The sequence below is a fragment of the Stenotrophomonas testudinis genome (assembly GCF_024499815.1).
GTDB lineage: Bacteria > Pseudomonadota > Gammaproteobacteria > Xanthomonadales > Xanthomonadaceae > Stenotrophomonas.
Map to the genome: position 1 here is coordinate 70,089 of NZ_JAMOKY010000008.1, position 25,872 is coordinate 95,960.

General features: G+C 68.3%; 29 protein-coding genes. 13 read left to right on the top strand and 16 right to left on the bottom strand.

All coding sequences use genetic code 11. The features are described from left to right. Positions 1-34 precede the first annotated feature (34 nt). Positions 35-1,102: a DNA polymerase IV gene (gene dinB / locus NQ204_RS07270; protein ID WP_116863748.1), complete on the bottom strand. Its 1,068-nt coding sequence runs from the start codon at positions 1,100-1,102 to the stop codon at positions 35-37. Between the two features lie 191 nt (positions 1,103-1,293). Between dinB and fabA the strand changes: the two genes are divergently transcribed. Further along, positions 1,294-1,809, top strand: coding sequence for a 3-hydroxyacyl-[acyl-carrier-protein] dehydratase FabA (gene fabA, locus NQ204_RS07275; RefSeq protein ID WP_079220498.1), 516 nt, complete (start codon positions 1,294-1,296; stop codon positions 1,807-1,809). After that, positions 1,809-3,017: a beta-ketoacyl-ACP synthase I gene (gene fabB / locus NQ204_RS07280; protein WP_116863747.1), complete on the top strand. Its 1,209-nt coding sequence runs from the start codon at positions 1,809-1,811 to the stop codon at positions 3,015-3,017. The genes fabA and fabB overlap by 1 nt, the downstream gene beginning before the upstream one ends. A gap of 150 nt (positions 3,018-3,167) precedes the next feature. On the opposite strand, the gene NQ204_RS07285 is transcribed toward fabB, so the two are convergent. From NQ204_RS07285 to NQ204_RS07295, 3 genes are read right to left on the bottom strand one after another with little or no spacing between them, the layout of a single operon-like run. Then, positions 3,168-3,854, bottom strand: coding sequence for an HAD family hydrolase (locus tag NQ204_RS07285; protein ID WP_256643475.1), 687 nt, complete (start codon positions 3,852-3,854; stop codon positions 3,168-3,170). Beyond that, positions 3,851-4,552 (bottom strand): pseudouridine synthase, encoded by a 702-nt coding sequence (locus NQ204_RS07290; protein WP_256643476.1) that lies wholly within the window; start codon positions 4,550-4,552, stop codon positions 3,851-3,853. Before NQ204_RS07290 ends, NQ204_RS07285 begins: the two co-directional genes overlap by 4 nt. Further along, the gene (locus tag NQ204_RS07295; RefSeq protein WP_116863744.1) at positions 4,549-5,613 is read right to left on the bottom strand and encodes a class I SAM-dependent methyltransferase; all 1,065 of its coding nucleotides are present in this window, start codon (positions 5,611-5,613) and stop codon (positions 4,549-4,551) included. The genes NQ204_RS07290 and NQ204_RS07295 overlap by 4 nt, the downstream gene beginning before the upstream one ends. Positions 5,614-5,768: 155 nt before the next feature. On the opposite strand from NQ204_RS07295, the gene NQ204_RS07300 reads away from it, so the two are divergent. Further along, the gene (locus tag NQ204_RS07300; protein ID WP_108767606.1) at positions 5,769-6,032 is read left to right on the top strand and encodes a hypothetical protein; all 264 of its coding nucleotides are present in this window, start codon (positions 5,769-5,771) and stop codon (positions 6,030-6,032) included. 39 nt (positions 6,033-6,071) lie between these two features. On the opposite strand, the gene NQ204_RS07305 is transcribed toward NQ204_RS07300, so the two are convergent. Together NQ204_RS07305 and NQ204_RS07310 are read right to left on the bottom strand one after the other, a co-directional pair. Beyond that, complete coding sequence (locus tag NQ204_RS07305) at positions 6,072-6,374, bottom strand: DUF3247 family protein (RefSeq protein WP_116863743.1); 303 nt, start codon at positions 6,372-6,374, stop codon at positions 6,072-6,074. A gap of 19 nt (positions 6,375-6,393) precedes the next feature. Next, positions 6,394-8,418: an ATP-binding protein gene (locus NQ204_RS07310; protein ID WP_305888321.1), complete on the bottom strand. Its 2,025-nt coding sequence runs from the start codon at positions 8,416-8,418 to the stop codon at positions 6,394-6,396. A gap of 208 nt (positions 8,419-8,626) precedes the next feature. Between NQ204_RS07310 and NQ204_RS07315 the strand changes: the two genes are divergently transcribed. Next, a complete protein-coding gene (locus tag NQ204_RS07315) occupies positions 8,627-9,193 on the top strand; it encodes a DUF3016 domain-containing protein (protein ID WP_116863741.1) in 567 nt (188 codons plus the stop codon). A gap of 75 nt (positions 9,194-9,268) precedes the next feature. Here the strand turns inward: NQ204_RS07315 and alr are convergent, their stop codons facing one another. Further along, a complete protein-coding gene (alr, locus tag NQ204_RS07320) occupies positions 9,269-10,339 on the bottom strand; it encodes an alanine racemase (RefSeq protein ID WP_256643477.1) in 1,071 nt (356 codons plus the stop codon). After that, a complete protein-coding gene (locus NQ204_RS07325) occupies positions 10,318-11,622 on the bottom strand; it encodes a D-amino acid dehydrogenase (RefSeq protein ID WP_116863739.1) in 1,305 nt (434 codons plus the stop codon). Before NQ204_RS07325 ends, alr begins: the two co-directional genes overlap by 22 nt. Before the next feature lie 149 nt (positions 11,623-11,771). Here NQ204_RS07325 and NQ204_RS07330 point away from each other — a divergent pair, with 149 nt between their 5' ends. Then, positions 11,772-12,251: an Lrp/AsnC ligand binding domain-containing protein gene (locus tag NQ204_RS07330; RefSeq protein WP_108766941.1), complete on the top strand. Its 480-nt coding sequence runs from the start codon at positions 11,772-11,774 to the stop codon at positions 12,249-12,251. 58 nt (positions 12,252-12,309) lie between these two features. Here the strand turns inward: NQ204_RS07330 and NQ204_RS07335 are convergent, their stop codons facing one another. Both NQ204_RS07335 and NQ204_RS07340 read right to left on the bottom strand, forming a co-directional pair. Next, positions 12,310-12,495 carry a lana protein gene (locus NQ204_RS07335; RefSeq protein ID WP_256643478.1) on the bottom strand — a complete coding sequence of 62 codons (186 nt, stop codon included), beginning with the start codon at positions 12,493-12,495 and terminating at the stop codon, positions 12,310-12,312. 115 nt (positions 12,496-12,610) lie between these two features. Then, entirely contained in the window at positions 12,611-12,994 is a 384-nt protein-coding gene (locus NQ204_RS07340) for a classical arabinogalactan protein 4 (RefSeq protein WP_116863736.1), read from the bottom strand. Between the two features lie 136 nt (positions 12,995-13,130). On the opposite strand from NQ204_RS07340, the gene msrB reads away from it, so the two are divergent. From msrB to NQ204_RS07365, 5 genes are all read left to right on the top strand, one after another. Further along, the gene (msrB, locus tag NQ204_RS07345) at positions 13,131-13,598 is read left to right on the top strand and encodes a peptide-methionine (R)-S-oxide reductase MsrB (protein WP_108767599.1); all 468 of its coding nucleotides are present in this window, start codon (positions 13,131-13,133) and stop codon (positions 13,596-13,598) included. A 91-nt stretch (positions 13,599-13,689) separates the two neighbouring features. Then, positions 13,690-14,544 (top strand): flagellar motor stator protein MotA, encoded by an 855-nt coding sequence (gene motA / locus NQ204_RS07350; protein ID WP_108767598.1) that lies wholly within the window; start codon positions 13,690-13,692, stop codon positions 14,542-14,544. Between the two features lie 3 nt (positions 14,545-14,547). Next, positions 14,548-15,504 (top strand): flagellar motor protein MotB, encoded by a 957-nt coding sequence (motB, locus tag NQ204_RS07355; RefSeq protein WP_116863734.1) that lies wholly within the window; start codon positions 14,548-14,550, stop codon positions 15,502-15,504. Positions 15,505-15,636: 132 nt separating this feature from the next. Further along, positions 15,637-16,128: a hypothetical protein gene (locus NQ204_RS07360; RefSeq protein ID WP_116863733.1), complete on the top strand. Its 492-nt coding sequence runs from the start codon at positions 15,637-15,639 to the stop codon at positions 16,126-16,128. Between the two features lie 13 nt (positions 16,129-16,141). Then, the gene (locus NQ204_RS07365) at positions 16,142-16,417 is read left to right on the top strand and encodes a DUF4031 domain-containing protein (protein WP_108767595.1); all 276 of its coding nucleotides are present in this window, start codon (positions 16,142-16,144) and stop codon (positions 16,415-16,417) included. A gap of 81 nt (positions 16,418-16,498) precedes the next feature. On the opposite strand, the gene NQ204_RS07370 is transcribed toward NQ204_RS07365, so the two are convergent. After that, positions 16,499-17,041: a DUF6630 family protein gene (locus NQ204_RS07370; RefSeq protein WP_116864621.1), complete on the bottom strand. Its 543-nt coding sequence runs from the start codon at positions 17,039-17,041 to the stop codon at positions 16,499-16,501. Between the two features lie 89 nt (positions 17,042-17,130). On the opposite strand from NQ204_RS07370, the gene NQ204_RS07375 reads away from it, so the two are divergent. Beyond that, positions 17,131-17,379 carry a DUF3297 family protein gene (locus NQ204_RS07375; RefSeq protein ID WP_108767593.1) on the top strand — a complete coding sequence of 83 codons (249 nt, stop codon included), beginning with the start codon at positions 17,131-17,133 and terminating at the stop codon, positions 17,377-17,379. 86 nt (positions 17,380-17,465) lie between these two features. On the opposite strand, the gene NQ204_RS07380 is transcribed toward NQ204_RS07375, so the two are convergent. After that, the gene (locus NQ204_RS07380; RefSeq protein WP_116864620.1) at positions 17,466-19,115 is read right to left on the bottom strand and encodes a Na+/H+ antiporter; all 1,650 of its coding nucleotides are present in this window, start codon (positions 19,113-19,115) and stop codon (positions 17,466-17,468) included. A gap of 211 nt (positions 19,116-19,326) precedes the next feature. On the opposite strand from NQ204_RS07380, the gene NQ204_RS07385 reads away from it, so the two are divergent. Continuing rightward, the gene (locus NQ204_RS07385) at positions 19,327-19,677 is read left to right on the top strand and encodes a DUF4156 domain-containing protein (protein WP_116864619.1); all 351 of its coding nucleotides are present in this window, start codon (positions 19,327-19,329) and stop codon (positions 19,675-19,677) included. Positions 19,678-19,695: 18 nt separating this feature from the next. On the opposite strand, the gene NQ204_RS07390 is transcribed toward NQ204_RS07385, so the two are convergent. The 3 genes from NQ204_RS07390 to NQ204_RS07400 are packed head-to-tail and all read right to left on the bottom strand — an operon-like array spanning position 19,696 to position 21,594. Next, positions 19,696-20,349 (bottom strand): alpha/beta hydrolase, encoded by a 654-nt coding sequence (locus NQ204_RS07390; RefSeq protein ID WP_116864618.1) that lies wholly within the window; start codon positions 20,347-20,349, stop codon positions 19,696-19,698. After that, positions 20,346-21,152 (bottom strand): dioxygenase family protein, encoded by an 807-nt coding sequence (locus NQ204_RS07395; protein ID WP_256643479.1) that lies wholly within the window; start codon positions 21,150-21,152, stop codon positions 20,346-20,348. The genes NQ204_RS07390 and NQ204_RS07395 overlap by 4 nt, the downstream gene beginning before the upstream one ends. Positions 21,153-21,183: 31 nt before the next feature. Further along, the gene (locus NQ204_RS07400; protein ID WP_116864616.1) at positions 21,184-21,594 is read right to left on the bottom strand and encodes a DoxX family protein; all 411 of its coding nucleotides are present in this window, start codon (positions 21,592-21,594) and stop codon (positions 21,184-21,186) included. A 95-nt stretch (positions 21,595-21,689) separates the two neighbouring features. Between NQ204_RS07400 and NQ204_RS07405 the strand changes: the two genes are divergently transcribed. Then, a complete protein-coding gene (locus NQ204_RS07405; protein ID WP_116864615.1) occupies positions 21,690-22,571 on the top strand; it encodes a LysR family transcriptional regulator in 882 nt (293 codons plus the stop codon). Between the two features lie 74 nt (positions 22,572-22,645). On the opposite strand, the gene NQ204_RS07410 is transcribed toward NQ204_RS07405, so the two are convergent. Further along, a complete protein-coding gene (locus NQ204_RS07410) occupies positions 22,646-25,597 on the bottom strand; it encodes a bifunctional diguanylate cyclase/phosphodiesterase (protein ID WP_256643480.1) in 2,952 nt (983 codons plus the stop codon). Positions 25,598-25,872 lie beyond the last annotated feature (275 nt).

Below are 25,872 nucleotides of genomic sequence, written 5' to 3' on the forward strand. Positions count from 1 at the left end.
ATGCTTTTGTAGAGTCGAGCCATGCTCGACTGCGTCAATTGAACAGTTCGCCCTGCACGACCGGTTCCTTGTCGCGGAATCCGCCGAGGCCGACGCCGACCAGGCGGTAGCGGGTGTCGGCGGGCAGGTCGACGCGGGCGCGCAGGGACAGGGCGATGTCGCGCAGTTCCTGCAGCGATTCCGGTGGGCGGTCGGGGGTGTAGCTGCGGGTGAGAATGCGGAACTGGGCGGTCTTCAGTTTCAGCACCACGGTGTGGCCGATGCGTTCGGTCTTGCGCGTGGCATTCCAGGTTTTCTCGGCCAGCTGCACGATGGCCTCGCCCAGGTCCTCCAGCAGCAGGTCTTCGGCGAAGGTGTCCTCCGAGGAAATCGACTGCACCTGCTGGTCCGGTTCCACCGGGCGTTCGTCGATGCCGCGGGCGCGGTTGTACAGGCTGCGGCCGAAGCTGCCGAAATTTTCTTCCAGGTCCGGCAGCGTCCAGTTGCGCAGGTCGCCACAGGTGATGATGCCGCGCTCGGCCAGCTTGCCTTCCATCACCTTGCCCACGCCCGGCACGCTCTTCACCGGCAGGGTCAGCAGGAACGCATCCACGCGCTGCGGAGGAATGACGAACTGGCCGTCAGGCTTGCGCCAGTCCGAGGCGATCTTGGCCAGGAACTTGTTCGGCGCGATGCCGGCTGAAGCAGTCAGGTTCGTCTCTTCGCGGATCTGCGCGCGGATGGTGCGGGCGATCTCGGTGGCCAGCTCGATGCCGCTCTTCGGCGCGGTCACGTCCAGGTAGGCCTCGTCGAGCGACAGCGGTTCGACCAGATCGGTGTGGCGCAGGAAAATCTCGCGCACCTGGCGTGACACGGCTTTGTAACGCGCGAAATCCGGCGGCACGAAGATCGCATCCGGGCACAGGCGCTCGGCACGCAGGGCCGGCATCGCCGAGCGCACGCCGAACACCCGGGCTTCGTACGAGGCCGCGCACACCACCGAACGCGCGCCGCGCCAGGCCACGACCACCGGCTTGCCGCGCAGTGACGGGTCGTCACGCTGCTCCACCGACGCGTAGAAGGCGTCCATGTCGACGTGGATGATCTTGCGCAGTGCGTTCATGGTTGGCTGACATGATAACCGCACCGTACCGGTCCAGACGGCGAAGTATGGTCGTTGTGCATCAACGGGATGCGTGATTCCCGGGGAAAACACTACGCACGCGTACGGTGTGGCGGTTTGATTCCCGTTGCAACCGTCGTGCATCCTCGGGGACTTGTTGCCTTGTTTTCGCTTCCAGGAATGCGCTTTCCATGACTCGTCTCCACGCGTTCAACCGTGACCAGCTGCTGGCCAGCGCCCGCGGTGAACTGTTCGGCGCCGCCGCCGGCCGTCTGCCCAACGACCCGATGCTGATGTTCGACCGCATCACCGAAATCCGCGAGGACGGCGGACCGCATGGCAAGGGCATGGTTCGTGCCGAACTGGATATCCGCCCGGACCTGTGGTTCTTCGGCTGCCACTTCATCGGCGACCCGGTGATGCCCGGCTGCCTGGGCCTGGATGCCATGTGGCAGCTGACCGGCTTCTACCTGACCTGGCTGGGTGCGCCCGGCAAGGGCCGCGCCTTGGGCTGCGGCGAGGTTAAGTTCACCGGCCAGGTGCTGCCGGAAGCCAAACTTGTGCGCTACGAGATCGACATCACCCGCGTCATCAACCGCAAGCTGGTGATGGCCCAGGCCGATGCCCGCATGTACGTGGACGACCGCGAGATCTACAACGCCCGCGACCTGCGCGTGGGCCTGTTCACTGAAACCGGGAGCTTCTGATGCGTCGCGTCGTCATCACCGGCATGGGCATCACCTCGTGCCTGGGCAATGATCTGGATACCGTTTCCTCGGCGCTGCGCGAAGGCCGCGCCGGCATCACCGCGCTGCCCGACCACGCCGAAGCTGGCCTGCGCAGCCAGGTGGGCGGCCGCGTGGACCTGGACCTGGATGCACAGATCGACCGCAAGCAGAAGCGCTTCATGAGCGATGCGGCGGCCTTCGCCTACATCGCCATGCGCGATGCGATCGCCGATGCCGGCCTGTCGCCGGAACAGGTGAGCGCGCTGCGCACCGGCCTGATCGCCGGTTCCGGCGGTGGTTCCAGCGAATGGCAGGTGGGTGCCGTCGACCTGCTGCGCGCCCGTGGCGTGCGCAAGGTCGGCCCGTACATGGTGCCGCGCACGATGTGCTCCACCGTGTCGGCCTGCCTGGCCACCGCCTACCAGATCAAGGGCGTCAGCTACTCGCTGTCGGCCGCCTGCGCGACCTCGGCGCACTGCATCGGCGCGGCCGCGGACATGATCCGCCACGGCGCACAGGACATCATGTTCGCCGGTGGCGGCGAAGACCTGCACTGGTCGATGAGCGTGATGTTCGATGCGATGGGCGCGCTGTCGACCAGCTTCAACGACACGCCGGCCAGCGCCTCGCGCCCGTATGACAAGGACCGCGACGGCTTCGTCATCGCCGGTGGCGGCGGCATGCTGGTGCTGGAAGACTACGACCACGCCGTTGCCCGCGGCGCGCGCATCCATGCCGAGCTGATCGGCTACGGCGTGACCTCCGACGGCGCCGACATGGTCGCCCCGTCTGGCGAAGGCGCGGTGCGATGCATGAAGATGGCGCTGCAGAACGTCGACCGTCCGCTGGATTACCTCAATACCCACGGCACCTCGACGCCGCTGGGCGACGTGACCGAGCTGGGTGCGATCCGCGAAGTGTTCGGCGATGCCGTGCCGCCGCTGTCGTCGACCAAGGCGCTGTCGGGCCACTCGCTCGGCGCGGCCAGCGTGCACGAGGCGATCTACTGCCTGCTGATGATGCGCGATGGTTTCGTGGCTGGTTCGGCCAACATCACCGAGCTGGACCCGGCGGTGGAAGGCTTCCCGATCCTGCGCGAGAGCCGCGAGCAGAAGTTGGATACGGTGATGTCCAACAGCTTCGGTTTCGGTGGTACGAACGCGGCGCTGGTGTTCGGCCGCGTTTGATTGGAAGGCGTGCCGACCAACGGTCGGCACCCACCGGAGCGGTGATCGCGCGGATGTAGAGCCGAGCCCATGCTCGGCTCAGTGCCAACCAAGGTTGGCATCTACCAGAGCGGTCCAGAGCGGTGAAGCGTGCCGACCAACGATCGGCACCTACCGGGGGATAAGCAGAGGCACCAGCAGGTCGTGGGCATCCACCAGCGAGCCGACGATGCGGTGGCCCAGCGCGCGCAGTTCTTCATCAGGATGCACCAGGTCCGGCACCTGGATCACGGTCATGCCCGCGGCCACGGCGGCACGCGTGCCGGCCGGTGAATCCTCCAGCGCCAGACAGCGTTCCGGCGCCTTGCCCAGCCGCTGCGCGGCCAGCAGGTAGATATCCGGCGCCGGCTTCGGGTGGGCGACGTCGCCACTGGTGATGACCGCATCGAAGTATGGCAGCAGTCCGGCGGCGGCCAGCTTGCGGTTGGCCCGCGGCTGCCGCGTGGTGGTCGCCACGGCACGCGGAATGGCGTGCGCCTTCAGCAGTTCCAGCAGTTCCAGGATGCCCGGCCGCAACGGCAGGCCGGTCTGCGTACGCGCCTCGTAGAGGTCGTGGCAGCGTGCGGCCATCGCCTCGATCATCGCGTCCGACACGCCCTGCCCGCGCAGCAGCGCCTGGCTGTCACGGTCACCCAGGCCGACCATGCGGACGAAGAACGTCGCGTCGAGCGGCAGCCCGAGTTCGGCAGCTGCCTCGCTCCAGCACGCGATCGACACCCGCTCGCTGTCGATCATCAGGCCGTCCATGTCGAAGATGACGGCATCCGGGAGGAACGACAGCGCAGCGAGGGACGTCATGGGGCGAACAGGGTGTCCAGGTCAGTGGGGGTCAGCATCCGCCATTGGCCTTCATCCAGCCCCTGCAGGTCCAGGCCGCCAACGCGGCTGCGGTGCAGGGCCTGCACGTGGTTGCCGACGGCGGCGAACATGCGGCGTACCTGATGGTAGCGGCCTTCGTGCAGTACCAGGCGCGCCTTGCGCGGGCGCAGCACCTCGAGTTCAGCCGGCAGCAGGGGCGTCTTCTCCGCTTCCAGCATCAGCGTGCCGCTGGCGAACTGCGCCACTTCGTCGCCGCGCAGGTCCTCGGCCAGTTCCACTTCGTAGACCTTGGGCAGCTTCGACTTCGGCGAGATGATCCGGTGCAGCAGGCCACCATCGTCGGTCAGCAGCAGCAGGCCACTGGTCTCGCGGTCCAGGCGGCCGACGGTGGACAGCACCGGGTCGCGGTCGCGGAAGCGCGGCGGCAGCAGATCGTAGATCAGGCGGCCGGTGTCCTTGGTCGAACAGGTGTAGCCGGCCGGCTTGTACAGCGCCAGCGACAGGCCCACGGGCGGGTCCAGCGGCTCGCCATCAACGCGGATCGCCTCGTGCGGCACCTGGTCATCGGCGTACAGCACTTCGCCGTCGGCATCGGTGACGCGGCCCTCGCGGAACATCCACTGCACCTGCTTGCGGCTGCCGTAGCCCAGGTTGGCAATCAGCTTGACCAGCTTCACTTGCCCTTCCCCTTCACCGCCTCGACCAGCTTGAAGCCATCACGCTCGGCGATGACACGCACGGCACCGAAGCTCTCGTTGAGCGTGTACTCGTACGGCAGGTGGCGGTTGGCCACCACGTACAGGCGGCCACCCGGGCGCAGCGCCTGCGCGGCCACGGCGATGAAGCGCTGTCCGATGTCCGGGCGGTCGGCGCGCGACGGCGTGTGGAACGGCGGATTGCTGATGATGACGTCGTAGCCCGGCTCGACGCCGGCGGTGACGTCGCGCCACAGGAAGCGCAGCGGCAACGCGCGCGGCGGCGGCGCCAGGTTCAGTTCGGCCAGGGCCAGCGCACGCTGCTCGGCTTCATACAGGTCCAGCGCGGTGATCTTCGGGCAGCGCTCCAGCAGCTCGCGCGACAGGTAGCCGTAGCCGGCACCAAGATCGGCGGCACGGCCGGCCAGGTCGGCGGGCAGGTGCTCGGCCAGCAGCGCCGAGGCCGGGTCGATGCGATCCCAGGCAAACACGCCCGGGCGGCTGAGGAAGCGGCCGCCGACGATCGGACGCACGGCGTCCAGCGCGCTCCAGCGCTTGGCCAGGTCGGCATCGTGCTGGCCCTGCAGCGGCGCGGTCCAGTACACGCGGCAGTGGTTCTTGGTCAGGCAGCCGCCAAGACCGGTCAGCTGCTTGAGGTCGCCTTCGCCGGAGCGGGCGCCCTCGTTGTTGGACTGGCAGGCGACGATGCGGCCACCCTCGGCCACCAGGGCCAGGGCGCGGGCGAACAGCGCGCGGGCTTCCTCACGCTGGCGCGGCGGCAGCACCAGCACCAGCGGGTAGCGGCCCTTGCCGGCGGCATCGTCGATCTGGCCGCTGACGGTCCAGCCGGCGGCCTGCTGCAGCGGCTCTGCAAACGGGGCGAAGCTCTGCTCGCAGTGCACTTCGCGGTTGCCGGCGATCTCGCGCAGCGGCCAGCCATCGCGGGCACGGAAGAAAGCGACCGGGCCGTCGGGCCAGTGCAGGGTGCCGTTGCTGAACGGCAGGAGCAGGGTCTGCAGGGGGGCGTCGTTGCTGGAGGCCATCGGCGCGGGTACTTCAAGCGTAGGGCCGTCCATTGTACCGCCCTCGCCGGGCCGGCCCCGGGACCGCTTTGCGAAAGTTCAACGGGCTGTTGATGCGCCGACAACATCGGAGCGTTCAGGGTAAGGGCTCCCCCAGAAAACCTAGGAGAACCCGCATGCGCGCCTTGTTCGTCGGTGGAGTGGTCGACAACAGTGAGATGGACCTGGAAGGCAGCCATCCGCCCGTGCATTACCCCGAGGATACCGGTGGTGGGCATTCGCGCTACCGCCTGCACCAGGTCGGCCATGGCGCCGATGGCAGCGTGGCCTATGCGGTATATGGGGCACCGGACCTTGCCGACGACGAAGTGGCCCGCGTGGCCGACGAGCGTGCCTATGCGCGCCGGTTCGAGGCAACGCCGACCGTGTTCGAACATTGAGATGCGGGGTGGCGCCGGGCATGGCCCGGCGCTACCGTTTCACGCCTGTGACGGCGCCTTCGGCGGCAACCTGCTGACGCTGGCGATCTCGTCCAGCCAGACGTGGTGCTGCTGCACCGGATTGTCGTAGTCGTCCAGGCGCAGCTGGCCGTTGCTGCCTTCATCACCCGCATCATTGCGGTACTGCTGCAACGTCGGGCGCACGGCGACGGTGCCCAGCAGGCGGCGGCCATCATGCAGGGTCAGCTGCACCTGCCATTCGCCACCCAGCTGCGGCAGCAGGGCTTCAAGACGGGCGATCTGCGCTGGATCGGTGTGGATGCGGGGCGCAATACGGGACATCGGTGAACCTCCTGGGTGCTCAGTGCAAGGCGTCGCTGCTGCGTTGCGGCTGCACGCTGCGCACGGCCGAGACCAGCTGCGCCACCGAGTACGGCTTGGCGACGTGTTCCTGGAAGCCCGAGGCCAGCGCGCGGCGGCGGTCGTCGGCACGTGCCAGCGCGGTCACTGCCACCGCCGGCAGGTCGGTCGCCGCCACGGCCATGTCCTCGCGCAGCGTGCGCACCAGGCCATAGCCGTCCATGCCCGGCATGCCGATGTCGGTCAGCATCACCTGGTACTGCAGGTGGCCGCTGTCGGCCAGCAGGGTCAGCGCTTCACCGGCCGAACCGACCGCCGAGACGCTGGCGCCCTGCTCTTCCAGCATGCGCCGCAGGTACTCCAGCACTTCCGGCTGGTCGTCCACGGCCAGAACATGCAGGCCGCGCAGCGGATGCGGCTCGACCACGGTCGGATCAAGGATCGGGCCGCTGAACACTTCGCGCAGCGGCCGGCGGTCGGCATCAGGCAGGTACTGCGGCAGGCGTACGGTGAACGTCGAGCCATGGCCATGGCCGTCGCTGGCCGCGCTGATCGTGCCGCCATGCAGTTCCACCAGCTGCTGCACGATGGCCAGGCCCAGGCCCAGGCCGCCATGGCGGCGGGTGGTGGTGCCATCGGCCTGGCGGAAGCGGCTGAACAGATGGTGCAGGAACTCCGGCGCGATGCCGTCGCCGGTGTCGCGCAGGGTGATCGTCCAGTAGCCGCCATCGGCACGCACCTGCGCCTCGATGCGGCCTTCGGCCGGGGTGAACTTGATGGCGTTGGACAGCAGGTTCCAGAACACCTGCTGCAGGCGCGTGGCATCGCCCAGCACCAGGCAGGGCTGGTCGGGCAGCTGCAGGCTGACATCCAGCGCCTTGCCCTCGGCCACCGGCTCCTGTGCCCCCAGGGCTTCGCCCAGCTGCGTGCGCAGGTCCAGCACTTCCACTTCCAGCTGCACCTTGCCCAGCAGCATGCTGCTCAGGTCCAGCATGTCCGAGATCAGGCGCTTCTGCGCCGTGGCGCTGCTGGCAATCACGTTCAGGCCCTTGAACAGCGGGCTGGTGTTGTCCACCCGCTGCAGCAGCAGTTCGCTCCAGCCAAGGATGGTGGTCAGCGGCGTGCGCAGCTCGTGCGACAGCGTGGCCAGGAATTCGTCCTTCAGCCGCGCCATGTTTTCCGCGGCACTGCGCGCGGCACGCTCGGACTGCAGCAGCTCCTCGCGCGCCAGTTCGATCTCGCGGCGCTCGGTCACGTCCGGGCTGCTTCCAGCCAGGCCGATGAAGCGGCCCATGCGCGAGAAGCGCGGCCGTGCGTTCATTTCCAGCCAGCGCCACTGGCCGTCGGCCCGCCGCGCGCGTACCAGCGCGTGCATCGAGCGCTGCACCGTCAGCGCTTGCTGCAGCTCATATTCGAACACCGAGGCGTCGTCTGGATGCACCAGGCCACGCCAGACATCTTCCGCCACGCGGGTTTCGTCGCCGCCGAAGAATTCGCTGAAGGCGCTGTTGACGAACCGGGCATGGCCGCGCTCGTCCAGCACCCAGACCGGCATCGGCAGGCCATCGGCCAGCGCGCTGAAACGCGCCTCGCTCTCGCCCAGCTCCACTTCGATCTGCTTGCGCGCGGTCACGTCCAAGAACAGGATGCCGACCTTGTCCTCGCCCGGCTTGCCCACGCGCACCGCGTCCACCGCGAACGAGCGACCCAGCGCGCGCGCATCCATCTCGAACTGCGCCGGTTTCCCGGTGCGTGCTACTTCGCCGTAGATACGGAACCACTCGCGTTCGTGCTTTGGCTCCAGCGCGCTCATCCGCTTGCCCCGCGCGCCTTTCAGGCCGGTGTGGCGCTCAAAGGCGTCGTTGACCTCGATGAAGCGATAGTCCACGGCCTGCTCACCCTCGAACAGCACCTGGATCACACAGAAGCCGGCATTGATGTGCTCGAGCACGCCGTGATGCAGGTCGGGTTCGGGCGCCGGCGCCTTCGAGGGCGGGCGCTCCACAAGGGGCGGCAGTGTGGACAAGGGCGTGGGGAACGGACCGGGTGGAGGTACAGCATCTTCCAGAGCGCGTATTCACAGCGTCAAGCGACGTCAGTCAGGCTTGACGACCATGAATTCGCGACAACTGCTGTCGCATATGACGCAATCGGCCATTGCTGGCACCCGGCAGCAGGATCACACTCGACCTGTACACCGACACCGCCCCGATCACGGGACGCAGGAGACCACCATGAACCGCTCGCTTTCCGCCGCCCTGCTGCTGGCAGGCGCCCTGGTCGTGGGCAGCGCCACCGCTGCGCCACGCACTGTCACCGATCCGCAGGCACCGCGGGCGCTGCAGGCCGATGGCCCGGTCAGCGTGAAATGGGACGATCCGGCCACGTTCACCGAGATCCGCCGCAGCACCAACCGCTTCGAGGCACAGCGCGGCGACTGGGTGCAGCAGCTGGCCCGTTACGTGCGAACCGCGGCAGCCAAGCCGCTGCAGCCGGGGCAGACCTTGGACGTGACCCTGGTGGACATCAAGCGCGCCGGCGACTACGAGCCGTGGCACGGCCCGCGTGCCGACAACATCCGGATCATGCGCGACATCTACCCGCCGCGCATCACCCTGCAGTACACGCTGAAGGACGCCAGCGGCCGCATCGTCGACGAAGGCGAGGCCAAGCTGAGCGACAGCGGCTACCTGCACAACATCGGCATGCGCAGCGACAGTGATCCGCTGCGTTTCGAGAAGCGCCTGATCGATGACTGGGTAAAGCGCCAGTTGACTACACAGGCAACCGCGGCACGTTGATCAAAGGTCGCCGGGCACGGCCCGGCGGTCGTGAAGCGTGCATTCCGGTAGTGCCGGCCGCTGGCCGGCATCATCTCACTCCTGGTAAACCCGCGCCACGCGCTTGACCGCGCACGGCAGCTGGTAGGCGCTGACACCGCAGCGCGGGGCCAGTTCGGCCAGGGTCGGCGCCGTGCCCCACAGTTCCACCACGCTGCCGATGCCGGCCTGCGCATGCGCGGTCAGGTCCACGGTCAGCATGTCCATCGACACGCGGCCGATCAGCCCGCCGGGCTGGCCATCGATCAGCACCGGGGTGCCGTTCGGGGCGAACTGCGGGTAGCCATCGGCATAGCCCAGCGCGACCACGCCCACGCGGGTGCGGGCCTTGGCCACGAAGCGGGCGCCATAGCCCACCGGCTCACCGGCATCGATCCAGCGCTCGGCGATCACCTTCGACTGCATGGTCATCACCGGGCGCAGGCGCGCGGTCAGCGTGGTGTCGTCCGGCAGCGGGTTGGCCCCGTACAGCATCAGGCCCGGCCGCACCCAGTCGCTGCGCACGTCCGGCCAGCCCAGCAGGGCCGGCGAGTTGCACACGCTGGTCTCGCCCTGCAGGCCGTCGATGGCCGCCTTGAAGGTGGCGGCCTGTTCGTGGGTGCGCTCGCTGTCCAGCTCATCGGCGCGCGCCAGGTGGGTCATCATCACGATGCGCTCGACCTGCGGCAGCGCCGACAGGCGCGCGTGCGCGGCGCGGAAGCCGGCCACGTCCAGGCCCAGCCGGTGCATGCCGCTGTCCAGCTTCAGCCACACCGTCAGCGGGCGCGGGCTGTCGAAGGCGGCCAGCGCCTCCAGCTGCCACGCCGAACCCACCGAGAACCACAGGTCATGCTCGGCCACCAGGGGCAGCTCGCTGGCCTCGAAGATGCCTTCCAGCAGCAGGATCGGCGCGTGGATGCCGGCCTGGCGCAGTTCCAGCGCCTCTTCGATGGTGGCCACCGCGAAGCCATCGGCCTCGCCTTCCAGCGCCTGCGCGCAGCGCACCGCGCCGTGGCCATAGGCATCGGCCTTGACCACCGCCAGCGCCTTGCCGCCGCCCAGCTCGCGGGCCAGCCGGTAGTTGCTGCGCAGCGCGCCCAGGTCGATCAGCGCGCGGGCAGGACGCATGCGCGGCTCTCCTGCTGCGGGGCCTGGCCGTACTGGCCGTAGCGGAAGATATCCAGGCCCTCGGTGCTGATCTGCGGCTGGCGCGCGCTCATCAGGTCGGCCAGATAGCGGCCCGAGCCGCAGGCCATGGTCCAGCCCAGGGTGCCGTGGCCGGTGTTGAGGTACAGGTTGCGGAACGGGGTGGCGCCGATGACCGGCGTGCCGTCCGGGGTGGCCGGGCGCAGGCCGGTCCAGAAATCGGCCTTGGCCAGGTCGCCGCCCTTCGGATAAAGGTCGCGCACCACCCGTTCCAGGGTCTCGCGGCGGCGCTGTGACAGCGACAGGTCGAAACCGGCCACTTCGGCCATGCCGCCCACGCGGATGCGGTTGTCGAAGCGGGTCACGGCCACCTTGTAGCTCTCGTCAAGGATGGTCGAGGTCGGTGCCATCGCCGGGTCGGTGATCGGCAGGGTCAGCGAATAGCCCTTCAGCGGGTACACCGGCAGGCGCATGCCCAGCGGCGCCACCATCTGCGGCGAATAGCTGCCCAGCGCGACCACGAAGCGGTCGGCGGTTTCCAGCCGGCCGCCGATGCGCACGCCGGTAATGCGGTCGCCATCGAACTCCAGGCCGCTGACGTCCTGGTCGTAGCGGAACTCGACGCCGGCGTCGGCCGCCATCTGCGCCAAGCGGCGGGTGAACAGCTGGCAGTCGCCGGTCTGGTCACGCGGCAGGCGCAGCGCGCCGACCAGGCCATCGACGTGGGCCAGGGCCGGTTCGGCCTGGATGATGCCGGCGCGGTCCAGCACTTCGTAGGGCACGCCGTACTGGGCCAGGATCTCGATGTCCTGCGCCGAGGCGTCCAGCTGCTGCTGGGTGCGGAACAGCTGGGTGGTGCCCAGGTCGCGGCCTTCGAACGCGATGCCGATCTGCGCGCGCAGCTCGTTCAGGCAGTCGCGGCTGTATTCGGACATGCGCACCATGCGCGCCTTGTTGATGGCGTAGCGCTCGTGGGTGCAGTTGCGCAGCATCTGCCACAGCCAGCGGTACTGGGCCAGGTCCATGCCTGGCTTGATCGCCAGCGGCGCATGCTTTTCGAACAGCCAGCCGATCGCCTTCTTCGGCACGCCCGGGGCGGCCCACGGCGAGGTGTAGCCAAAAGAGAGCTGGCCAGCGTTGGCAAAACTGGTCTCCAGCGCGGGGCCGGGCTGGCGGTCGATGACCGTGACTTCAAAACCGGCCTGCCGCAGGTACCAGGCACTGGTGGTGCCGATCACGCCGCTGCCGAGAACGAGGACTCGCATGGGAACTCTCCAACCCGATGATTCCCTGCGTTTGAGCACGCCGGGAGCATAATCGGGGAAGTATATTCTTCCGTTCCTAGACGATTTGCCTGATTTAGCGTTCACAGGCAGGATGTTTTCCTGTGATTCACCCCCGGAGGTTGACGGCCATGGCCACCCGCCCGCGCGAGCTGGACAAGATCGACCGCAAGATCCTGCGCATCCTGCAGGCCGAGGGCCGTATTTCCTTCACCGAGCTGGGTGAACGGGTCGGCCTGTCGACCACCCCCTGTACCGAGCGCGTGCGCCGGTTGGAGCGCGAAGGGGTCATCACGGGCTACCACGCGCACCTCGACCCGGCGGCACTGAAGGCCAGCCTGCTGGTGTTTGTGGAGATCAGCCTGGCCTACAAATCCGGCGACATCTTCGAGGAATTCCGCCGTGCGGCGTTGAAGCTGCCCAACGTGCTGGAGTGCCACCTGGTCTCGGGCGACTTCGATTACCTGCTGAAGGCGCGCATCAGCGAGATGGCCAGCTACCGCAAGCTGCTGGGGAGCACGCTGCTGACCCTGCCGCATGTGCGCGAATCGAAGAGCTACATCGTGATGGAAGAAGTGAAGGAGACCTGGGCGCTGCCGATCGCGGATTGAGTGCCTCGGCCGGGATGGGGTCAGAGCCCGCGTTGCGGGATCCGACCCCTGGCGCCGGTCAGCGCTGCTGCGGGTGCTTCTGCGACCCCTTCTGGGGCTGCTCCTGCTGCTTGCCGCCCTTCTGCTGCTGCGCATCCATCTGCTGCTGTTGCTGCTGCGGGCTGCGGCTCTGGCCCTGCTGCTCCTTGCCGGGATGACGGTTCTGCTGGTTTTTCATGTTCGCGATCCAGTGGACGAAGGACATGCAACGGCGGTTGCCGGTGCAGGGCTACGGTGGTCCCGGCGCGGTTAATCGCAGGCGAAAAATCAGTGATCGGCAGGACGTTGTTTTCCTGGGTTCAGGCCCGCCGCAACGGACTTCACGGTTTGACCTGCTGGCCGTCGCCGGCCGGCACGCTGTCGTAGTAGCGGCCGGTGCGCGAATCGAACACGCGGTTGGGGCCGGCCGGCCTCACCCCGGGCACGATGCGGCCGTTGCGGTCATAGACCTTGTCGGCTGCACGCGTGGCCGGTGCCGGCGTCACCTGGGCGGGGCCGGTCGAGCGGATCGGCTGCGCCTGCTGCCGCGGCACCTGCACCGGCAGCTCAGGGTTCGCCGGTTGCGGCGGCGACTGCGGCGCGACCGGCGGCGGGTTCACGCTGTTCGTGCTGCGCGTGGCGGTCGGGCTGGAGGACGTGGGCACCTGGGCCTGGGCAGCCAGCGGCAGCAGGGCGATCAACAACAGGACAAGACGCGGTGTCATGGCACGCTCCATCGTGTGAGACCTCCACCTTGCGCCGGAGCCTGTGTGCCAGCCATGAATGGCCATCACACTTGCAACGGCCGCCGCGCACCCCCACGTTTGCCGGCATCCCCAGGCCACACCCCACGGAGCCGGCATGAGCGCTTTCGACCTGACGCCCCCCACCGCCACCCAGACCGACGCCCTCGTGGCCGGCCTGAGCGCCGAGGAACGCCGCGTGCTGCTGCAGCACGGCACCGAGGCCCCGTTCTGCGGCGTGTTCCTCGACAACAAGCGCGAGGGCGTCTACTGCTGCCGCCTGTGCGCGCTGCCGCTGTTCCGCTCCAGCACCAAGTTCGATTCGGGCACCGGCTGGCCCAGCTTCTTCGCGCCCTACGACCCGGCGCACGTGACCGAAATCCGCGACACCAGCCACGGCATGGTCCGCACCGAGATCACCTGCGCCCGCTGCGGCAGCCACCTGGGCCACGTGTTCCCGGATGGCCCGCCGCCCACCTTCGAGCGCCACTGCCTGAACTCGGTCTCACTTTCCTTCGTCGGCAACGGCGAGCCGTGGCCCAATCCCCTGCAGCGTGAAGGCGCCGAGGCCGGAACGGCGGGCTGATCACCCCCGCTGACCGACTTCACAGAATTCCCTCTTCAGAAACACCGGTGTCAGGCCGACAAGGAGATATCCCCTCCCCTTGCGTCGCGCCATGCTCATCATCGTTGGATTCCTGGTCGTCATCATCAGCGTCCTCGGCGGCTACCTGGGCGCGCACGGCCGCCTGGGTGCCCTCTGGCAGCCTTACGAACTGGTCATCATCGGCGGCGCGGCCGTCGGTGCGTTCCTGGTCGGCACCCCGGCCAAGACGGTCAAGCAGACGCTGCAGGCAGCGATCGGCGTGTTCAAGGGCCCGCGCTACAAGCAGCAGGACTACATCGACGTCCTCAGCCTGCTCTATGAACTGCTGAACAAGGCCCGCCGCGAAGGCTTCATGTCGCTGGAAGACCACGTCGAGCGCCCGGCCGAGAGCGCCCTGTTCGCCAACTACCCGAAGGTGCAGGCCGACCACCACCTGATCGACTTCATCACTGACTGCCTGCGCCTGATGATCGGCAGCAACATCGAGCCGCACGAACTGGAGCCGCTGCTGGAGCTGGAGCTGGAAAAGCACCACGCCGAAGCAATGGCGCCCTCGCAGGTGATGAACAAGGTGGCCGACGGCCTGCCCGGTTTCGGCATCGTGGCGGCGGTGCTGGGCATCGTCATCACCATGGGCTCGATCGGCGGCGACATCGTCGAAGTGGGTGGCCACGTGGCGGGCGCCCTGGTCGGTACCTTCCTCGGCATCCTGCTGGGCTACGGTTTCATCGGCCCGATGGCCTCGGCGATGGAAGCGCGCGCCGAGCAGGACAGCCGCATCTACGAATCGGTCAAGACCGCCCTGCTGGCCTGCCTGCGCGGCTATAACCCGAAGATCGCCCTGGAATTCGCACGCAAGACCCTGCCGTCGAACGTGCGCCCGGCGTTCTCCGATTTCGAGCAGCACCTGAAGACGGTCAAGTAAGCCATGGCCGAGAACAAGCCCACCGTCATCGTCCGCCGGGTCAGGAAGGGCGGCCATGCCGCCCATCACGGCGGTTCGTGGAAAGTGGCCTACGCCGACTTCGTGACCGCGATGATGGCCTTCTTCCTGGTGCTGTGGCTGATGGCCAGCACCAGCAAGCCGGAGCGCGCGGCGATCTCCGAGTACTTCCGCAATCCCAGCCCGCTGGCCGGGCAGAGCGCAACGCCCGCACCGGGCATGGCCGGCCCGGGGGGCGCCAGCACCTCGATGATCAAGCTGGGCGGCGCCACCGATGTGTCCCGCGGCAACAGCAACGACCCCTTCCAGAACCAGAAGGAAGCCGTGCCGCAGCCGGTGGACCAGCAGCAGCGCGACAAGCAGCAGCTGGAAGCGCTGATGAAGGAGCTGCAGGAAGCGATCAGCAGGAGCCAGGCGCTGGAGCCGTTCAAGGACCAGCTGCTGCTGGACCTGACCCCGGAAGGCCTGCGCATCCAGATCGTGGACAAGCAGAACCGGCCGATGTTCGACCTTGGCAGCGCCACGCTGAAGCCCTATACCCAGCAGATCCTGCACGAGCTGGCCGAGTACCTGAACCACGTGCCGAACCGGATCAGCCTGACCGGCCACACCGATATCACCGCCTATTCGGCCGCGCGCGGCTATGGCAACTGGGAACTGAGCGCCGACCGCGCCAACGCCGCGCGCCGTGCGCTGGTCGATGGCGGCATGGACGACAGCAAGATCACCCGCGTGGTCGGCCTGTCCTCGTCGGTGCTGTTCGACAAGGCCGACCCGCAGAACCCGATCAACCGCCGCATCAGCATCGTGGTGATGACCAAGGCCGCCGAAGAAGCCGCCCTGGCTGGCGCCGGCCCGCAGGTGGGGCTGTCGGCCGCCGTGGCCGACCCGGACGTGCAGGCCGCGCAGGGTGAGGCCGCCACGCCGGCAGTAGCACCCTGAGCCGGGGTCGGATCCCTTTCTCCCGGAAAGGGCTCTGACCCCTGACCGGTCTCCGCCGGGCATGGCCCGGCGAGCGCGCAGCGCGGCACCCAGTACAATGGCGGTCTTTCCTTTTCCAGGTGACCCCACCCCATGTCCCAGAACTCCAAGGCCAAGCGCGACAAGCGCAAGAAGCAGCAGGCCAAGCGTCCGTTCCTGCGCCTGAATGCCCAGCAGCAGGTGCAGAACCACGCCGTGCTGACCAACGAAGACGGCCAGGCCGTGGCCGCCATCGGCCTGCAGGGCCGCGAGTGGCTGCTGGCCATCGGCGGCCAGACCATGGGCAACGCCGACAACCCGGTGCCGATGCTGGCCATGCTCAAGCACCTGTCCAACGTGCAGGAAAAGGAAGGCCGCACGGTCAACCTGGAATATTCCGAGCTGATGCAGAAGCTGCTGGACACCCTGGCTGCCGAAGCCGGCCAGACCGCTGACGAGTATCTGGACAAGCTGGTGGCCGAGTTCGAAACCGAGCAGGCCGAAGAAGGCGAAGACGCCGCTGAAGGCGACGTGGTTGAAGCCGCTGCCGACGCCGAGGCCGATCCGGCCGACGCCGCCGACACCGACGGCAAGCCGCAGGCCTGAACCGGCCGCGACGGTGGCGGTCTACGTCGATGACGCGGTGCATCCCTGGCGCGGACAGCGCTGGGCGCACCTGATGGCCGACACCCTGGCCGAGCTGCACGCGATGGCGGCGCAGCTCGGCATCCCGCCGCGGGCCTTCCAGAACAAGGCCAGCGGCGCTCATTACGATGTCAACGCGGACCTGCGCGCGCAGGCGATCGCCCTCGGCGCACGCGCCATTTCCCGGCATACCGACCGCGAACTGGTGAAGGCCGTGATCGCCAACGCACGGGCGCAGTACCAGCCGTAGGCTGGTACGGGTAGCGCCGGGCCATGCCCGGCGAGCGCGCAGCGCGGCGAGAAGCCGCCGGGAATGGCCCGGCGCTACCGATCAGAACGGGTCGCTGCCCAGCCGCACTTCCAGGTTCAGCAGCGAGCACAGCGCCAGCAGCGCGTCGTCGTCGCGGGTCAGCGCCATCCAGCCGGTGAAGCCGTCGCTGCCAGCATCCACGCTCCACAGCGTGTAGTTGTGCTCGCGCAGGCGGTCGAAGGCGGTGGACATCAGCTGCACGCCGTCCAGGTCGGCAGCGAAATCCTCGTCATCGAGGTCGCCACCCCAGTCCAGCTGCAGGTTGAAGCGTGCCGACAGCTCGTTCACCGCCGACTGCAGCGATTCCAGGTCATCACGCTCCACCTCGAAGCCCGACTGCCAGGCGATGGCCGTGAACAGCGCCGGCACCCAGGCGCTGTCCGCTTCCAGCGGCTGCCCGTCCTCGGCCAGATGCTCGCGCCAGCGGTTGAACTGCTGCAGCGCCAACTCATCGTCGCCCGGATTGATCAGGACCAGCAGGTTCCAGACCCGCGCCTCGAAGTCGTCTTCGTCGAAATCGTGGGCGTCTTCTTCGAAGTCGAAATAATCGCTGTTGTCGGGCATGGCGCGCACTCCTTGGGGCAGGCCGGCATTCTACGGTTTATCCTGTGCCGCTGAAGCCGGCCTTGGTGGCCGTCACTGTGAATGAAGCGATGAGCGATACCCCTCCCGACCACCTGGCGATCAACCCGGCCAGCCCCTTCCATGATGCCAAGGCGCTGGAGCGCGGCGTTGGCGTGCGTTTCAACGACATCGAGCGCGACAACGTCGAGGAATACTCGATCAGCGAAGGCTGGATCCGCGTCCAGGCCGGCAAGGCCCGCGACCGCCGCGGCAACCCGATGACCATGAAGGTCAATGGCAAGGTCGAGGCATACTTCCTGGACCAGAAGCCGGAATAAGCCGCTGTTGTAGAGCCGAGCCCGTGCTCGGCTGCTCTTCTTGCGCAAAGAGCAGCCGAGCACGGGCTCGGCTCTACATTCCAGGGTCAATCGCGCTTGCGCGATTCCAGCAGGTCCAGGTTGCGGATCAGCCGCCGCGAGATCTCGTCGGAGATCACCCCGCGCCGGGTCAGGCGGAACAGCTCCTCGCGCTCGGCGTTCAGGCCGGCACTGCGCAGCTGGCGGTAGCCCTGCTCCATCCGGTTCACCTTCTCCGGGTCCACGTCGGGGCCGTCGCTGTCCTTTTCCAGATGGCGCTGGTACAGCAGGCTGACCCGCGAGGCCGCGTCGTTGTACAGCTGCACGTTCTCGGTGTTCTGGTTCATCACCAGCTGCTGGCGCATGCGCTCCACCCCGGCCAGGGCGGCCTTGGAGGACAGCTTGCGGGCCAGGTCCTCTTCCTTGCGTTCGCCCGAATCGGCCGGCAGCTGCAGGCCTTTCAGCAGCTGCGGCAGCGCCACGCTGGCGCCGACCAGCGAGAACAGGATGACCGCCGCGGCCAGGAAGATCACCAGGTCACGCGCCGGGAAGGCGCTGCCATCAGGCAGGAACAGCGGCAGCGTCAGCACGCCGGCCAGGGTGATCGCACCGCGCACGCCGGCCACCGAGGTCGCCACCACGATGCGCCAGTTCGGCGCCTCGCCCCGCTCCAGGCCACGGCGGCGCGCGCGCAGCAGGTTCCAGCGCAGCGACAGCCACACCCACAGAAGGCGCAGCGCGATCAGCGCGGCATTGATGACCAGCACGTACACCAGCAGCCACCAGGCGCTCTGGTGGCCGGTCTCGTTCATGGTGGTGGTGGCGCGCTCGACGATGCCCGGCAGCTGCTCGCCCAGCAGCACGAACATGATGCCGTTGAAGCTGAACTGCAGCATGTTCCAGACGCCCGCACGCTGCACGCGCATGCTGCCCGACACGCGGCCGGTCAGCTCGACATAGCTCATCGCGATGCCGGCGGCGACCGCGGCGAGGATGCCCGAGGCGTGGATTTCTTCGGCCAGCAGATAGGCCGCGAAGGGGATCAGCAGGTTGACCAGCATCGCCGCGCCGGGCTCTTCGCCGAAGCGGCGCCACAGCCAACGCTGGAACGTGGACACGCCCAGGGTGACCGCCACACCCACCGCCAGGCCGGCCACGGCCACCCACAGGAAGGTCAGCGACGCGGTGGCCAGCGAGAAGCTGCCGGTCATCACCGCAGCCACAGCGAAGCGGAAGCAGACCAGGCCGGACGCATCATTGAGCAGCGATTCGCCTTCCAGGATGTGCATCAGGCGCTTGGGAATGGGCGCCTTGGCGGCGATCGCACCGACGGCCACCGGGTCGGTGGGCGAGACGATGGCGGCCAGCGCGAAGCACACCGCCAACGGCATCACCGGAATCATCCAGTGGATCAGCAGGCCGGCGCCGAGGACGGTGAACACCACCAGGCCGAACGCCAGTTCGAGGATCGCGCCTTTATCGCGGAACAGGCCCTGTTTGGGAATGCGCCAGCCATCAAGGAACAGCAGCGGCGGCAGGAACAGCAGAAAGAACACTTCCGGTTCCAGCGCATGGCCGCGGTTGAACACGCCGGCGATGACCGCGCCCAGCGCGATCTGCACCAGCGGCAGGGGCAACGAGAATGGCAGGACGCGAACCAGGTAACCGCTGGCGACAACGGCTACCAGCATCGCCAGGACGACTTCGATGGTGTGCATGGGGCTTGGACAGGAACTGCAGCGTCGGTATGGAAACGTAGCACACCCGTGTTCAGGCTTCGCGGAACGGGCGCCCGCCCCCGCTCCGGCCTGAATGCAGGTGTGCACAAGGCGCAACGCGCCGTTGTGTGTCGGCAATGCCACCAGACCACGCTGCGCAGTCGCCCTATCGTAAGGGCTCTCCACATCACTTCCTCCGTGAACCAACGCCATGCATCATCGACTTGCCGTCCTTGCCGCCCTCGCGCTTCTGCTGTCCGGCTGCGCCTCTACGCGTCTGCACGGTGACGCCACCCTGGTCCGGCTGACCCACGAAGAACCCAAGGGTTGTCAGTTCCTTGGTGATATCACCGGCAGCCAGGGCAACTTCCTCACTGGCAGCTACACGTCGAACAAGAACCTGGAGTCGGGCGCGCGCAATGACCTGAAGAATCAGGCGGCTGCACGCGGTGGCAACGTGATCTACCTGCTGACCAATCGCGCCGGCGTTACGGGCAGGCAAGGCGGCGGCCAGGCCCAGACCAACGTTACCCTCAGTGGCAACGTCTATCGTTGCCCCTGATCGGCGTGCGTGCTGCCGTCATCGTGGCGACAGCAAACGCTGCTGGATCCAGCCGCTGATGTCCCGCTGCATGTCCGCCGACAGCGTGTGGCCAACCGGGTAGCCACGCAGCTGGCGGGCCACGCCGAGCGCCTGCAGGCGCGCAGCCGCGGATTCGGCCAGCGTGTACGGCAGCTTGTCGTCGGCATGGCCGTGCACCAGCAGGCCGTCCAGCCCGGCATCGGCGATATCGGCCGGCACGTGCGGGGCGATCTCCGGCAGGATGCGCCCGCACAGCACGCCGAACGACTTCACCCGCTGCGGCTGGGTCAGGGCCACGCTGGCACTCATGATGCCGCCCTGGCTGAAGCCGGCCAGCACGGTCTGCCGCGCGTCCACGCCCAGCCGCTGCTGCTGCGCCGCCAGCCACTCGCCCAGCAGCAGGCGCGACTGTTCGGCCTGCGCCGGGTCGATGACCGGCCCCTGCGCGCCGAAGCGCACGGTGAACCAGCCGAACGCCTGCGGCCCGAACACCAGCGGCCCGCGCGGCAGCAGCACGTGCAGGCGCGGGTCGAGGGCTTGGGCCAGGCCGGCCAGCGACTGCTCGTTGCTGCCCACGCCATGCAGCAGTACCACCAGGCCCTGCGCGGTGCCCTGCGCCGGGCGCTCCAGCATCGGCAGCTCCGCGCTCATGCGGCCACCGCCGCAGCGCTGCCATCGAAGCGGTAGATATCCATCGCCAGCATGCCGGCGTCGATGCCCGCATCGATGCGCTGCGCACCGAAGCCGCCCTCGCCCGCCGCGCCCATCGCGAAGTACAGCGGCAGCAGGTGCTCATCGGTGGGATGCGCGCGCTCGGCAAACGGTGCCTGGCGGCGGTAGTCGAACAGCGCATCGCGGTCGTTGGCGGCCAGGCGCTGCTCCACCCATTCGATGAAGGGGCGCACGTACGGCGCTTCCTTGCCGTCCTGGTAATCGCGCCAGTCGTGCAGGTTGTGGGTGATGCTGCCCGAACCGATCAGCAGCACGCCCTGCTCGCGCAGCGGCGCCAGCGCGCGGCCCAGCGCGTACTGGTGCTGCGGGCCCAGCATCGGCTGGATCGATACCGGCACCACCGGAATGTCGGCCTGCGGGCGCAGCATGCGCAGCGGCACCCAGGCACCGTGGTCGAGGCCGCGCTTCGGGTCGATGGCCACCGGCAGGCCGGCGGCGGCGATGCGTCCGGCGACTTCTTCGGCCAGCGCCGGGTCGCCCGGGGCCGGGTACTGCAGTTCGAACAGCGCGCGCGGGAAACCACCGAAATCATGGATCGTCGGCGGCTGCGGGTGCGTGCCGACCAGCGGCTGGCGGGCGAGCCAGTGCGCCGAGGCGATGACGATCGCGCGCGGCGTCGGCAGGTCGCGGGCCAGCTCGGCCAGTCGCACGCCGACCTGGCCCGGATGCAGGGCGGTCATCGGCGAACCATGGGAGATGTACAGCGAAGGCAGGCGGGACATGGGAACCTCCAGGAATTCTTTCAGGGGGCGATCAGCGCGAACGCAGGGTCCAGCGGCCATCGCCCAGCAGGAACAGCACGACCAGGGCCACGGCCCACAACGCCGGGTATTCCCAGCCGCCGCCACTGTTGGCGAAGCTGAAACCGTTGGCGCCGTGCACGGTGACGATGGTGCCCAGCAGCAGCGGCACGCCGAGCAGGCCGATCCAGCGCGCATAGACGCCCAGCAGCAGGGCGGCGGCGATGCCGAGCTCGGCAACGATCGTGAAATACCCCAGTACACCGGGCAGGCCCAGCGACTGGAAATAGGCCGCGGTGCCGGCCGGGGTGAACACCAGCAGCTTGGTCAGGCCATGGGCCAGGAACAGGCCGCCCAGCGCCAGCCGCAGCAGGGTGCCGGCGTAGGGGGCGAGCGGTGACAGCGGACGGGACGTGGTAGACATGGCAGGCACCTCGGAAGGAGTGGGCACAGCTTATTGCGCTCACCAGAGCCGATAAATACGATGATCTGACCGTATTTGTTGCATAAGGCGGAATAATGGACACCCTGGACGCCATGCGTGTGTTCGTCGCGGTGGTTGAGCGCAACGGCTTCAGTGCCGCCGCGCAGGCGCTGGACATGTCCACGGCCGGGGTGACCCGGCAGGTCGCATCGCTGGAAAAACGCCTGTCCACCCGTCTGCTTCACCGCACCACGCGGCGGGTCAGCCCGACCAGCGCCGGCGCGGCCTACTACGCGCAGTGCGTGCGCCTGCTGGCCGAGTTCGACGCACTGGAAGCCAGCATCGGCGCGCAGGCGCTGGAGCCCTCGGGCACGCTGCGCATCAATGCACCAGTCAGCTGGGGCATCGCCCGCCTCGGCCCGCTGCTGGCCGGCTACCGCCAGCGCTACCCGCAGGTGGAACTGGACCTGGCCCTGTCCGACCGGCTGGTGGACATGGTCGAAGAAGGCTACGACGTGGCCATCCGCATCACCCGCGAACCGAGCCCGGCGCTGATCGCACGGCGGCTGGGCCAGGCCCGCATCACCCTGTGCGCTGCGCCGTCCTACCTGGCCGCGCGCGGCACGCCGCACACGCCGCAGGAGCTGGAACAGCACGACTGCCTCGGCTACAGCTACTGGGCCTCGGGCAACCAGTGGCCACTGCAGGGGCCAGGGGGCGAAACCCGGGTGACGGTGAACAGCATCCTGCAGGCCAACAACGGCGACGTGCTGCGCGAAGCGGCCATCGCCGGCATGGGCGTGATCCTGCAGCCGGATTTCCTGCTGGAGGACGCACTCGCCGATGGCCGCCTGGTGCGCGTGCTGCCGGAATGGGACGTGCCCACGATCGGCATCTTCGCCGTCTACACCAGCCGCAGCCACCTGGCACCGAAGGTGCGCAGCTTCATTGACTACCTGGTGGATGCGGGGGTGTGACGCCCGCGCTTCGCGCTCGCCGGGCATGGCCCGGCGCTACCCGGCGGGCAGCCATGCCCGGCGGATCTTCCCGCTCACACCACCACTTCATCCAGCGAATCGATGATCTTTTCCAGCGGCGCCGGCCGCCCCAGCAGGTAGCCCTGCACCTGGTCGCAGCCATGCGCGGCCAGCCAGTTCAGCTGGCCCGGTGTTTCCACGCCCTCGGCGATGATGGTCAACCCCATGCTGTGGCCCAGCGACAGCAGTGCGCGGCAGATCGAGGCGTTGCGCGGATTGGTTTCCACATCCGCCACGAAGCTGCGGTCGATCTTCAGGATGTCCAGCGGCAGGTGCTGCAGGTAGGACATGCTGGAATAGCCGGTGCCGAAATCATCCAGCGACACGCAGATGCCCTGCTCGTGCAGGCGCTGCATGGTCTGCATCGCCTGCGTCGGCTTGCGCATCAGGCTGCTCTCGGTCAGCTCCACGTGCAGTGCGCCGCGGGCCAGGCCGAACTCCTTCTGTGCGCGGGTGAACTCGGCCACCAGGTCACTGTTGAAGAACTGCACCGCCGACACGTTCACCGCGATCGACAGCTCGCCCCAGCCGGCATCCACCAGCCGCCGCTGCGCCTGTGCGGCGGCACGGATCACCCAGCGCCCCAGCGCCAGGATCAGCCCGGTGTCCTCGCAGAGCTGGATGAACTCGCTGGGCGGAATGAAACTGCCGTCGGCCTGCGGCCAGCGCAGCAGCGCCTCCAGCGCCGCCGGGCTGCCATCGCTGGCATGGCGGATCGGCTGGAAATACAGCTGGAATTCGTTGTCGATGGCGGCATGGATGCGCGCGGCCAGGCGCAGGCGGTCGGCCAGGCGGGTGGTCACCGCGGTATCGAACCAGGCCACCACGTTGCCTTCGGCGCGCGCGGCATGCGCAGCCTGCGCGGCCATGCCGATCACCTGCTCGGCACTGTGGCCATCGCCCACTGCATGCACGGCCACGCCGATGCGCGGCTCGAACTGGTGCAGCGAATCCTTGCCGCGCATCGGCGCCGAGACGATCTGCAGCAGGTCATCCAGCGCACGCTGCGCGGTGTGCTCGCCACCGATGGCCAGCACGAAGTCCTCGGCCGGCTGGAAGGCCAGCGTACCGAAGCGCGCACCCAACCCGCCCAGGCGCAGGGCCATCGACTGCAGCACCGCATCGCCGATCTCGCGGCCCAGCGTATCGGCCACCAGCTGCAGGCCGCGCAGCTGCACGTAGGCGATGGTGTAGGCGCCTTCCTGTGCGTCCAGCTGCTCGGTCAGCGCGCGCACGGTCAGCAGGCCCGTATCCGGGTTGTGCCGCGCGCGGTAGGCCAGGTCGCGCTCGTAGGCCAAGCGCTCGCTGACATCCTCGGCCAGCACCAGGCAGGCGGCGCGGCCATCGAAATCCAGCATGGACAGGTGCGCACGCACCTCGAACTCGCTGCCATCGCGGCGCCGGTGCATGCGTACCGTCGACTCCGGCAGCCCATCCACGCGTGCCCGTGCAATGGCCCCCATCACCTCGTCCCAGCCGCCACGCGGACGGATGTCGAGGATGCTCATCTGCAGGAATTCTTCGCGGCTGTAGCCGTACTGCTCGACGGCCGCCTGGTTGACTTCAAGGAAACGCAGGCTGCTCGGATCGAACACCCAGAACGGTGCCGGATTGCGGTCGAACAGCAGGCGGAAGCGGCGCTCTGCACGACTCATCTGTTCGCGCGCACGGTAGCGCTCGGTCTGGTCGGTCAGCGCGCCGATCATGCGGCGCTGGCGGTCGGCCACTTCCACCCGCTGGCCGCGCGCGGCCACCCAGCGCACCTGGCCACCGGGCAGCACCAGGCGGAATTCTTCGTCCAGCACTTCATCGCCGGCAAACGCCTGGTTGAAGGCGCGCTGCAGGCGTTCGCTGTCCTCGTGGTGCACGCGGTTGAAGAACTCGGCCACCGGCATCGCATTGGTGTGCAGGCCGAAGATCTCGCGGGCCAACGGCGACCAATGCAGCTGTGCCGCATCCTCATCCACGTGCCAAGTGCAGACCCGGCCGGCCTGGTGGGCCAGGCCCAGCTCGGCGTGGCCGGTGCGCAGTTCCTCGGCCATCGACTGATGGCTGCGGGTACTGCGCCGCACCGCGTACAACAGCACCAGCAGCACGCCGGCGTAGGCCAGCAGGATGGCAACGGCGGCCTGCAGGTACGGCCACCATGGCGCCAGCACGTCCTGGTCGGCCAGGCCCACCTGCACCGCCAGCGGGCTGCGTTCCAGCGTGCTGATGGTGGAAATGCGCGGAATGCCATCCACCGCACCGGGGATGCTGCCCAGTTCGACCACCGCAGCGCGGCCCAGCAGCTCACGACCCGGCAAGCGGTAGCGGCGCCCGACCGTCGCCTGCGGGTCGGGAACGCGGGCCAGCATGGCGCCATCACGGTCACTGATCGACACCAGCCCGTGGTTGCCGACGTCCAGGCCACTGACAATGCGCTGCAACTCCTCGCAGCGCAGGCGCGCCAGCAACCAGCGGTCGCCCGCCATCGGCAGCGCCAGGGGCACCACCCAGCGGCCATCGATGGCCTGCTGCGGCGGGCCGAGGTACAGCGCGCTGCCCTGCCCACGTCGTTGCGGGTCGCTCCACAGCGGCAGCTTCAGATCACCCTTGCCGGCGGTCAATGCGCGTCCATAGGCATCCAGTACGACGATGCTGTCCAGTTCCGCATGGCGGCCGAGCACCCCGCTGATGGCCGCATCCAGCAGCGCCGGGGCCTGCGCCGGCACGCTGCGGAACAGTTCGGCGGCATCGGCGGCGATCCCGCTCATGGCCCGCTCCAGGTTGCGCAGTTCCATCGCCAGCAGCCGCTCGGTGCCCACTGCCATGGCACGGCTCTGCCGTTGCGCAGCTTCCAGCCGGCGCTGGTAATCGTTGGCCAGCATCACCGCCAGCACCACGGCCAGTAGCACGCCCACGGCAATGCCGCCCCAGGTGATGGCGCGCAACGGCCGGGCCAGCGCGTGCCTCAGCGCTGGCATCGATCAATGTTCCCTGTGCAGACGACTGGCTTCATGCGCGAACGATTCCTCCACATCCCCGATCAGAGCGGCCGCGGATCGGCATTCTTGACGCCTGGGTCTGTCCGGTGCGCCACCTTCCCCATGGCTGCACCGGTATCTAGCCTGCAGCATGCACCACGTCGATGACGGCGTGAAGATCGTCGGCGCGTGTTCAGCCAGATCGCGCACAGCGCGGCCCCCGTGGCGGAGCGTCCAGCACACGCGCAGGGGATTAGACTTGGGGTTTTCCCGCT

Excerpts from the sequence above, each read along its gene's own strand:
- motA (WP_108767598.1), top strand. The coding sequence starts at position 13,690 with ATGCTCATCATCGTTGGATTCCTGGTCGTCATCATCAGCGTCCTCGGC.
- NQ204_RS07375 (WP_108767593.1), top strand. The coding sequence starts at position 17,131 with ATGAGCGATACCCCTCCCGACCACCTGGCGATCAACCCGGCCAGCCCC.
- NQ204_RS07370 (WP_116864621.1), bottom strand. The coding sequence starts at position 17,041 with ATGCCCGACAACAGCGATTATTTCGACTTCGAAGAAGACGCCCACGAT.
- NQ204_RS07285 (WP_256643475.1), bottom strand. The coding sequence starts at position 3,854 with ATGACGTCCCTCGCTGCGCTGTCGTTCCTCCCGGATGCCGTCATCTTC.
- NQ204_RS07395 (WP_256643479.1), bottom strand. The coding sequence starts at position 21,152 with ATGTCCCGCCTGCCTTCGCTGTACATCTCCCATGGTTCGCCGATGACC.
- NQ204_RS07295 (WP_116863744.1), bottom strand. The coding sequence starts at position 5,613 with ATGGCCTCCAGCAACGACGCCCCCCTGCAGACCCTGCTCCTGCCGTTC.
- fabA (WP_079220498.1), top strand. The coding sequence starts at position 1,294 with ATGACTCGTCTCCACGCGTTCAACCGTGACCAGCTGCTGGCCAGCGCC.
- NQ204_RS07315 (WP_116863741.1), top strand. The coding sequence starts at position 8,627 with ATGAACCGCTCGCTTTCCGCCGCCCTGCTGCTGGCAGGCGCCCTGGTC.
- NQ204_RS07325 (WP_116863739.1), bottom strand. The coding sequence starts at position 11,622 with ATGCGAGTCCTCGTTCTCGGCAGCGGCGTGATCGGCACCACCAGTGCC.
- NQ204_RS07405 (WP_116864615.1), top strand. The coding sequence starts at position 21,690 with ATGGACACCCTGGACGCCATGCGTGTGTTCGTCGCGGTGGTTGAGCGC.
- motB (WP_116863734.1), top strand. The coding sequence starts at position 14,548 with ATGGCCGAGAACAAGCCCACCGTCATCGTCCGCCGGGTCAGGAAGGGC.
- NQ204_RS07390 (WP_116864618.1), bottom strand. The coding sequence starts at position 20,349 with ATGAGCGCGGAGCTGCCGATGCTGGAGCGCCCGGCGCAGGGCACCGCG.
- NQ204_RS07300 (WP_108767606.1), top strand. The coding sequence starts at position 5,769 with ATGCGCGCCTTGTTCGTCGGTGGAGTGGTCGACAACAGTGAGATGGAC.
- NQ204_RS07410 (WP_256643480.1), bottom strand. The coding sequence starts at position 25,597 with ATGCCAGCGCTGAGGCACGCGCTGGCCCGGCCGTTGCGCGCCATCACC.
- alr (WP_256643477.1), bottom strand. The coding sequence starts at position 10,339 with ATGCGTCCTGCCCGCGCGCTGATCGACCTGGGCGCGCTGCGCAGCAAC.
- NQ204_RS07380 (WP_116864620.1), bottom strand. The coding sequence starts at position 19,115 with ATGCACACCATCGAAGTCGTCCTGGCGATGCTGGTAGCCGTTGTCGCC.
- fabB (WP_116863747.1), top strand. The coding sequence starts at position 1,809 with ATGCGTCGCGTCGTCATCACCGGCATGGGCATCACCTCGTGCCTGGGC.
- NQ204_RS07340 (WP_116863736.1), bottom strand. The coding sequence starts at position 12,994 with ATGACACCGCGTCTTGTCCTGTTGTTGATCGCCCTGCTGCCGCTGGCT.
- dinB (WP_116863748.1), bottom strand. The coding sequence starts at position 1,102 with ATGAACGCACTGCGCAAGATCATCCACGTCGACATGGACGCCTTCTAC.
- NQ204_RS07400 (WP_116864616.1), bottom strand. The coding sequence starts at position 21,594 with ATGTCTACCACGTCCCGTCCGCTGTCACCGCTCGCCCCCTACGCCGGC.
- NQ204_RS07385 (WP_116864619.1), top strand. The coding sequence starts at position 19,327 with ATGCATCATCGACTTGCCGTCCTTGCCGCCCTCGCGCTTCTGCTGTCC.
- NQ204_RS07335 (WP_256643478.1), bottom strand. The coding sequence starts at position 12,495 with ATGTCCTTCGTCCACTGGATCGCGAACATGAAAAACCAGCAGAACCGT.
- NQ204_RS07305 (WP_116863743.1), bottom strand. The coding sequence starts at position 6,374 with ATGTCCCGTATTGCGCCCCGCATCCACACCGATCCAGCGCAGATCGCC.
- msrB (WP_108767599.1), top strand. The coding sequence starts at position 13,131 with ATGAGCGCTTTCGACCTGACGCCCCCCACCGCCACCCAGACCGACGCC.
- NQ204_RS07360 (WP_116863733.1), top strand. The coding sequence starts at position 15,637 with ATGTCCCAGAACTCCAAGGCCAAGCGCGACAAGCGCAAGAAGCAGCAG.
- NQ204_RS07330 (WP_108766941.1), top strand. The coding sequence starts at position 11,772 with ATGGCCACCCGCCCGCGCGAGCTGGACAAGATCGACCGCAAGATCCTG.